10 protein-coding genes and 2 tRNA genes are annotated in these 7888 nt (G+C 61.1%); 5 read left to right on the forward strand and 7 right to left on the reverse strand.

Annotated features, from left to right (window positions below; genetic code table 11):
- The 3 genes from BGN91_RS05070 to BGN91_RS05080 form a co-directional block, all read right to left on the reverse strand.
- On the reverse strand, positions 1-412 hold a 412-nt coding region (locus tag BGN91_RS05070), incomplete at its 3' end, for an NADH-quinone oxidoreductase subunit C (protein WP_292611099.1).
- A gap of 12 nt (positions 413-424) precedes the next feature.
- Positions 425-1039 (reverse strand): NADH-quinone oxidoreductase subunit B, encoded by a 615-nt coding sequence (locus BGN91_RS05075; protein WP_292611101.1) that lies wholly within the window; start codon positions 1037-1039, stop codon positions 425-427.
- Positions 1030-1395, reverse strand: a complete 366-nt coding sequence (locus tag BGN91_RS05080) for an NADH-quinone oxidoreductase subunit A (RefSeq protein ID WP_292611103.1) — start codon at positions 1393-1395, stop codon at positions 1030-1032. Before BGN91_RS05080 ends, BGN91_RS05075 begins: the two co-directional genes overlap by 10 nt.
- A 332-nt stretch (positions 1396-1727) precedes the next feature.
- Between BGN91_RS05080 and BGN91_RS05085 the strand changes: the two genes are divergently transcribed.
- Together BGN91_RS05085 and BGN91_RS05090 are read left to right on the forward strand one after the other, a co-directional pair.
- Complete coding sequence (locus tag BGN91_RS05085; RefSeq protein WP_292611105.1) at positions 1728-1922, forward strand: hypothetical protein; 195 nt, start codon at positions 1728-1730, stop codon at positions 1920-1922.
- A 542-nt stretch (positions 1923-2464) separates the two neighbouring features.
- Complete coding sequence (locus tag BGN91_RS05090; RefSeq protein ID WP_292611107.1) at positions 2465-2635, forward strand: hypothetical protein; 171 nt, start codon at positions 2465-2467, stop codon at positions 2633-2635.
- Between the two features lie 344 nt (positions 2636-2979).
- Here BGN91_RS05090 and BGN91_RS05095 read toward each other — a convergent pair.
- Positions 2980-3056 (reverse strand) — tRNA-Asp (locus tag BGN91_RS05095).
- Between the two features lie 177 nt (positions 3057-3233).
- On the opposite strand from BGN91_RS05095, the gene BGN91_RS05100 reads away from it, so the two are divergent.
- The 3 genes from BGN91_RS05100 to BGN91_RS05110 all read left to right on the forward strand — a co-directional run bounded on the left by BGN91_RS05100 (position 3234) and on the right by BGN91_RS05110 (position 5437).
- A complete protein-coding gene (locus BGN91_RS05100) occupies positions 3234-3569 on the forward strand; it encodes an HU family DNA-binding protein (RefSeq protein ID WP_292611109.1) in 336 nt (111 codons plus the stop codon).
- 171 nt (positions 3570-3740) lie between these two features.
- The gene (gene pepT, locus BGN91_RS05105; protein ID WP_292611111.1) at positions 3741-4994 is read left to right on the forward strand and encodes a peptidase T; all 1254 of its coding nucleotides are present in this window, start codon (positions 3741-3743) and stop codon (positions 4992-4994) included.
- Positions 4995-5113: 119 nt separating this feature from the next.
- Positions 5114-5437, forward strand: coding sequence for a hypothetical protein (locus tag BGN91_RS05110; RefSeq protein ID WP_292611113.1), 324 nt, complete (start codon positions 5114-5116; stop codon positions 5435-5437).
- Positions 5438-5644: 207 nt separating this feature from the next.
- On the opposite strand, the gene BGN91_RS05115 is transcribed toward BGN91_RS05110, so the two are convergent.
- From BGN91_RS05115 to BGN91_RS05125, 3 genes are all read right to left on the reverse strand, one after another.
- Positions 5645-6502 (reverse strand): class I SAM-dependent methyltransferase, encoded by an 858-nt coding sequence (locus tag BGN91_RS05115; protein ID WP_292611115.1) that lies wholly within the window; start codon positions 6500-6502, stop codon positions 5645-5647.
- A 20-nt stretch (positions 6503-6522) separates the two neighbouring features.
- Positions 6523-6599, reverse strand: a tRNA-Val gene (locus BGN91_RS05120).
- A gap of 314 nt (positions 6600-6913) precedes the next feature.
- Positions 6914-7888 (reverse strand): S16 family serine protease (locus tag BGN91_RS05125; RefSeq protein WP_292611117.1); only part of this gene is annotated, 975 nt, incomplete at its 5' end.

The following is a 7888-nucleotide window of genomic DNA, read 5'->3' on the forward strand; positions in this document are numbered from 1 at the left end:
AGTCGGTCAACAAACGCCGCATGTCGGGATGGCCGGTGAAGATCACGCCGTAGAGATCGTAGGTCTCCCGTTCGAACCAGTCGGCGCCGGGAAACACATCGATCAGCGATGGCACCTGCGTGGTCTCCGAAGCCTCGACGCGCAGGCGAATGCGCGTATTCATCGTCGGCGACAGGAAATGATAGACCACGTCGAAGCGCTTCTCCCGGCCGGGATAGTCGACCGCGGTGACGTCGGTGATGTTGACGAAGCGGCAGCGCTGATCGTCGCGAATGAAGCGGGCGACATCGACAATCTTCGCCGCCTCGACCGTGACGCTCAATTGACCGAACGACACGGAATGCCCGATCGCCGCGCCGGGAAGCGTGGCTACGATCATCTGACCCAAGGCATCGAGCCTGCTGTCGTCCATTCCTTCAAACCTTCAACGTTCGATGGTTCCAGTTCGCCGGATCTTTTTCTGCAGCAGCAGAATGCCGTAGAGAAGCGCTTCCGCGGTCGGAGGGCAGCCCGGCACGTAGACATCGATCGGCACGATCCGGTCGCAGCCGCGCACCACCGAATAGGAATAGTGGTAATAGCCGCCGCCGTTGGCGCACGATCCCATCGAGATGACGTAACGCGGTTCCGGCATCTGGTCGTAGACCTTGCGCAGCGCCGGCGCCATCTTGTTGGTCAGCGTGCCGGCAACGATCATCACGTCCGACTGACGCGGCGAGGCGCGCGGCGCGAAGCCGAACCGCTCGACGTCGTAGCGCGGCATCGACACCTGCATCATCTCGACCGCGCAGCAGGCGAGACCGAAGGTCATCCACATCAAGGAGCCGGTGCGCGCCCAGGTGATGAGGTCGTCGGCGGCGGCGACGAAGAAGCCCTTGTCGGACAGTTCGTGCTTGACCTCGAGGAAATAGGGATCGCCGGCGCCCACCGGCCGGCCGGTCCGGGGGTCCAGAATCGGACCCGCCGCCGGCGCCACGGGCGGCCCGCCGGCAGAGGAAGCAGCATTGGCGAACTTCGCGGTAGGAGAGCTCAATCCCATTCGAGCGCGCCTTTCTTCCATTCGTAGGCAAAGCCGACGGTCAGCACACCAAGAAACACCATCATCGACCAGAAGCCCGTGACGCCGAGCTTGCCGAACGTGATCGCCCAAGGGAATAGAAATGCGACCTCAAGGTCAAAAATGATGAAAAGAATTGCGACGAGGTAAAACCTGACGTCGAACTTCATGCGGGCGTCGTCGAACGCATTGAATCCGCATTCGTAGGCCGAAAGCTTCTCGGGGTCAGGCTGCTGATAGGCGACGATAAAAGGAGCGATCAACAGCACGGCACCGATCGCGGCCGCTATACCGATAAACACCACAAGCGGAAGATAGTTCTGCAAAATGCCGGTCATCGGCGTTTCCCCTCGCTGCGGCCGCTCGACCCGCAGTTTTGTTAGACTATTGGAACTTTTGAGAGGCTTTAGCTTAGTGCAACAGGGGTGGCAAGATAGCCTATTTTGACGCACCCAAGACAAGAGATTTGCGGCTTGACAAGAGCCGTAAGACGACGCGGCAGCCCTCCCCTCGACGCTGCGCCGCGACATTCAATCGAACCCCGCGTCCGCCTCCGCAAAAAACAGGCAAACGAAACCATTTTGGGATGCCCGCGAAGCCGTTCTGAAACAGACCGGATTTATTGCTCCTGCCAACGGCGCACGGCGATGCCGGGAGACAGGAGGCGATCATGAACCATTCGATCAAGAGCGCGGACCGCGCCACACACCTGAAGATCGTGGCCATCGCGCTGGTCCTCGGCGCCGCGCTGGCAGGTTTTGGCACCTCCGTCCGTCCGGGCACCGACGCTGTCCAGACCGTCCATGTCTTCAAAGCCGGCCAGCCGACGATGATATCCAGTTCGGGATCATCCCTGGTGAGGTGATTTCGGATTGTTCAGCCCGTGCGGACAGTTTTGCCGTCATGCGGCCCTGCATCAGAGCGAAGCGTGGAGCATTTTGATTTAGCACGTCTCGTCGCGCGAACCGGTACCACCTCGCACTTCGCTCGAAACCGCTATGGACGTCTGACAAAGCCTGCGGCTGGATGTCGCTGGCAAGCTCCCTCGCCGGTCGAGCCTGACGCCATCCAGTAAGGCCAACAAAGCGAGCGTCGGATAGGCAACCTCGCCGCAGCATCCCAGGGCGGGACGGTTGGAGGCCGCGAGGAAGAAGGTGAGCAAACCGTAACGAAGGAACCGTTGTTCCTTCGGAACGTGCTCGGAGCGCGCTGGTTGACCCACATCAACGAAAGGAGGCGCTTCCAATGGCTTACGATCCCGAAACGCGTCCCAGTGTGGGCAAAGATGTGCCTCAGGACCCCCAAGGCGCTCATCCGCCCCCGGCTCCTGATAACACGCGCCAAAGCCGGCCACGGTCGTTCGCAGACACGCCGAACCCCGATCCTGGATATCCAGACCAAAAGACCATGAACCAACAAAATCCAGACCAACAGCAGAATCGAGGCGAGAGGCCGCGGGTGCAACAACAGCAGGATGAAGGCATCCGAAAAGCGGAGATCAGGAAGGCTGTGCAGCAAGACAATCCAGACAACAACCCGCAGGGTCAGCAGAAAACCGGATATAGCGGCGGCACCTGAGGAAGGTTTTACATTCGCGTGACGAAAAGGCCGTCCATTGGGCGGCCTTTTTTTCTTATGGGAGAGCTCCGCCGGAGCGGCTTATCTCTTACTTCCACGAGTTCGATCGCAAGGTGATGGCCGTCCACCGGGGCCATGGCAGGCAGCATCACCCGATGCAGTGGGCCTACCTGCCGCATCGCGGGGCAAGTCGTCAGGCTGACGGATGAAGCACGGCCGCGCGGCCGGCGCGCGATGCGGCAGGTAAACGGTCGGCCGAACGAAAATGGTACCCAGAGTCGAATCGTCGCATATTGATGAATCGAATTGCAACGATGGATGGAGAGCTAAATGCTTGAAAACACTGGCGCGAGAGACGGGACTCGAACCCGCGGCCTCCGCCGTGACAGGGCGGCGCTCTAACCAACTGAGCTACTCCCGCGGATGCCATGTATCCGCACAGGTGTCAGGGCTTAAAGGCGGGACCTTTCCAAGTCAAGGCAGTTGCAAATCCCCTTGGATGACAGGCATTTTCGAGGGATCAATGCAAAAAACAGGCTGTTTACAGGCAGAACGACGTGGTCGGCACCTCCCCGAATCGACCAATGCCTGATACGCCTTGGTTTCCGAAGCCAGCAACGACGAGGAAAGCCACATGGCGAAGAAGGCAGCGACCCCGAGCACCGTGACGCTGAAGCATCTCGCGGCGGCATTGGCCGATGACCATGAATTGTCGAAGAAGGCCACCGAGGCCATCCTGGGCGACATGGTCACCCGCATCACCAAGCATCTCAAGAAGGGCGACCGCATCCGCATCGTCGGTCTCGGCATCCTTCAGGTCCGCAAGCGCGCCGCCCGCATGGGTCGCAACCCGGCCACCGGCGAAGCCATTCACATCAAGGCTTCGAAGAAGGTCGCGTTCCGGGCCGCAAAGGAACTCAAGGAAGCCGTCTGACCGAAGCGCGCGGAATCCGAACGGTCCGGTTTGAACGCCTGAGGTTCTTCCCGCAAACCGGATCGCCAAGCGGATCGTCAAGCCCGGATCATCGCGGGTCAGACCGAAACGACAGATGTCGTTTATCCGATCTCGGATAGACGGCCGCCTGTGATATAGTCTTTCGATACGATGGCCGCTTCGATCACATTCAACCACACGGTGACGGAACGCTTCCTGCGCTACGTCGTCATCGATACCCAGTCGGACCCGGCATCTCCGACTTATCCATCCACGGACAAACAGAAGAACCTTGGCCGCCTGCTGGTGCGTGAACTGAAGGAGATCGGCGTGGCGGACGCCTGTCTCGACCAGTACGGTTATGTGTATGCGACGATCCCGGCAAACAGCGCCAAGCAGGTGCCGGTTATCTGCCTCTGCTCGCATATGGACACTTCGCCGGACTGTTCAGGTGCGAACGTCAGCCCGCAGATCGTCAGGAATTATCGCGGCGGCGATATCGGGCTCTGCGGCGATCCGTCGCAGGTGATCCGGTTGGCAGACAACCCGCCCCTGGCCGACCAGATCGGCAATGACATCATCACGTCCGACGGTACGACGCTGCTCGGCGCCGACAACAAGGCGGGCGTCGCCGAAATCATGGACGCCGCCCAGGTTCTGCTCGCCAATCCTCAGATCAAGCACGGCGCCATCAAGATCCTGTTCACGCCGGACGAGGAAATCGGGCGCGGCGTCGACAAGGTCGATCTGAAAAAACTGGGCGCGACCTTCGCCTATACCATCGACGGCGAGACTGCGGGCCATATCGAGGACGAGACGTTCTCGGCCGACGGCGCCGTCATTATCATCGAGGGAGTCAGCATCCATCCGGGCTTCGCCAAGGGAAAGATGGAGCACGCGATCAAGATCGCATCCCGCATCGTCGATCGGCTCCCCAAGGACACGTGCTCGCCCGAGACCACCGACGGGCGCGAGGGCTTCCTGCATCCGACCAGCATCAGCGGCACGCTGGAGCGCGCGACGCTCAGCTTCATCGTGCGCGACTTCACCGATGCCGGCCTGAAGGAAAAGGAAGCCCTGCTGGAAAAAATCGCCCGCGAGGTCATGGCTGACTTCCCGCATTCGACCTACCGGCTGGAGATCCAGCCGCAGTATCGCAACATGAAGCAGATCGTGGAGCGCCATCCCGAGATCGTCGACAACGCGGTGGAAGCCATACGCCGTGCCGGCCTCGCGCCGGTCAAGGGCAGCATTCGCGGCGGCACCGACGGCTCGCGGCTGTCATTCATGGGCCTGCCCTGTCCGAATATCTTCGCCGGCGAGCACGCGTTCCATTCACGCACCGAATGGGTCAGCGTGCAGGACATGGAAGCGGCCGTCCGCACCATCGTGCATCTTGCCGCGATCTGGGAAGAACGCGCCTGACGCGACGATCGCAAATGAAAGCATCAATGGCGGCACGATCGTACAAACGAGCCTGCGCGGCATCGTTAAGCTTTCCTAAATGTCGGGCGATATGATCCTCGAATCAACGAGGATGGAAAATGCGCACCAGCTTTCTCGCGGTCATCGGCCTTGCCGCGATGGGATCGACCGGATTAGCCGCCGACCTTCCCGTGCATAGCCGTATCGGCAAAATCTTCGCCGAGCCTGCCCCTCCTTCGCGCACCCGCATCGTGCGTGAGGAAGAGAAAGACTATCCCGAAAGCGCGCTCTATCGATTCCGGTTTCCGCCGCCGGTGCCCGGTTATTACGGACGTCCGAACGACTTCTACTATCGTCCCTACTACGAGGATCGTTCGGTCCTGAGCTACTATTTCGACCGGCTGCCCTATGCCTGCGGGTTCTACGGCTACTGCCAGGACTAGAGCTTTTTCGATTTTGGTGGAAACACCTGCCACGAGACGGCGCGTGCTCCCTCTCCCATTGGGAGAGGGGTGGGGTGAGGGGTTACAACCTATCGACTGGTCAAACCCCCTCACCCGGCGCTTCGCGCCGACCTCTCCCCGATGGGGAGAGGTGAAGTATCGTCCAGGTCGATTCCACCAAAATCGAAAAGGCTCTAGAGCCGCCGCTCAAGAATTTTGCGCGCTCACGACCCAGATCGACGCCGGAAGCACAACCGCCTGCCCCTTGGCGAACGGAGCGAGCGCCTCGTGGATCGACTTCCTGACAGCAGCGACGATATCGGCGGGCTGTCCCTCAATCGCCCGGCTGGTGGGACCGATCTGAAGTGCCGACTCGACAGCGGCATCAAGCCCACGGCCGATCGCGACATCCAATGCGAGATCGCAAGCTTCCATCGCCGTGTCGGAAAAGCCGGCCTTGCCGAGGATGCGATGAACGCGGGCTTCGGAGGCGAAGGAAAACGGACCGGGATCCTCGGGTCCGACTTCGGGCAGTTTCGGGACATGATTGTAAGCAGCCTGTAGCGGCGCCATCAGCCAGGGATTGGCGCGCGCTTCGCGCCAGCACACGAAGGTCAGGCGGCCGCCCGGCCGCAATGCCTTCCTGAGGTTGGCGAACGATGCGGCCGGCTCGGCAAAGAACATCACGCCGAACCGGGAGACGATCAGGTCATACCACCCCGGCTTGAACGGATAGACGCTGGCGTCGGCGAGCCGGAATTCTATCGGAGCGTTTTGTGGCGCGACTTGCCTTGCCCGTTGCAACATCGGCGCCGAGATGTCGACACCAAGAACGCGGCCGGCAGCACCGACCTTCTCGGCAAACGCCCGCGTGGTGGCTCCGCAGCCGCAGCCGACATCGATGACGCGCTCGCCCGGATGCGGTTTGGCGCGATCGAGCAGGATCGCCGACACCGGCTCCAGCATCTCATCCTGAGCCTGCTGCCGATCGACCCAACGTTGACCGCCAGGTCCATTCCAGTAAGCGATCTGGTCCGCGTTCGGTGTCTGGGGATCTTCCGCCATCCGCAGGAACCTGAAGTCAATGGTAGGCGGCGAGAGATTCGAACTCCCGACCCTCTCGGTGTAAACGAGATGCTCTAACCAGCTGAGCTAGCCGCCCTCACCTTCTGTTTATAGCGTTTTCGAGCGAAGTGGAATCCGGATCGCGTGAAGAAAACGGTTAAATCAAGAATCCGGAGTCTTTTACCGTTTCCATGAAACGATAAAAGACTCTAGCGCCGACGCTTCCCGCTACGCAAGCCGCCGGTCGCGGCAGTCGGATCCGTCTTGCGGGCAGAGGCCGAGAAACCGCGAGTACGTTGCTCTCCGTGTTGTTGCGACACTCCGGCCGCCAGGCACAACCGCCTCATAACGCAAACGGCGCCCGCGAAGGGCGCCGTCTGGTCGATTCGTTCATGACCTTCTGTGCGCGGCTCAGTGCGCGGTCAGGCCGCCCGCCGCCTCGTCAGCCGCATCAGGATTGACCGGAAGTTTGGTATCTTCCTCCCAGACAATCGGCTTCGGCTGCCGCACCAACGCCTTGGCGATCACCTCGTCCATCCGCGCGACCGGAATGATTTCCAGTCCGCCCTTGATGGCATCGGATATCTCCGTCAGGTCCTTGGCATTCTCATCTGGAATCAGCACCGTCTTGATGCCGCCGCGCGATGCCGCCAGCAGCTTCTCCTTCAGGCCGCCGATCGGCAACACCCTGCCGCGCAGCGTGATCTCGCCCGTCATGGCGATGTCGCGCCGGATCGGAATGCCGGTCAGCACCGAGACGATCGTCGTCGCCATCGCAACGCCGGCCGAAGGACCATCCTTCGGCGTGGCGCCTTCGGGCACGTGGACGTGGATGTCGCGCCGCTCGAACAGCGGCGGCTCGATCCCGAAGGTGATCGCGCGCGAGCGGACATAGGATGCCGCCGCCGAGATCGATTCCTTCATCACGTCGCGCAGGTTGCCGGTGACCGTCATGCGCCCCTTGCCGGGCATCATCACGCTTTCGATCGTCAGCAACTCGCCGCCGACGTCCGTCCATGCCAGACCCGTTACGACGCCGATCTGATCGTCGGTCTCGATCTCGCCGAAGCGATACTTCGGAACGCCGAGAAACTCCTCGACGACCTTCTCGTTCACCTTCACCGACTTCTTCTTCGAGAGCATCAGCTCCTTCACCGCCTTGCGGGCGAGTGTGGAAAGCTCACGCTCCAGATTACGCACGCCCGCTTCGCGGGTGTAGCGGCGAATGATCAGCAGAAGCGCGTCGTCATCGATCGACCACTCCTTCGAATCAAGGCCGTGCTTGCTGAGCGCGTTCGGGATGAGGTGCTTGCGGGCGATCTCAACCTTCTCGTTCTCGGTGTAGCCCGCGATCCGGATGATCTCCATGCGGTCCATCAGCGGTCC

The organism is Nitrobacter sp. 62-13, assembly GCF_001896955.1.
Lineage (GTDB): Bacteria > Pseudomonadota > Alphaproteobacteria > Rhizobiales > Xanthobacteraceae > Nitrobacter.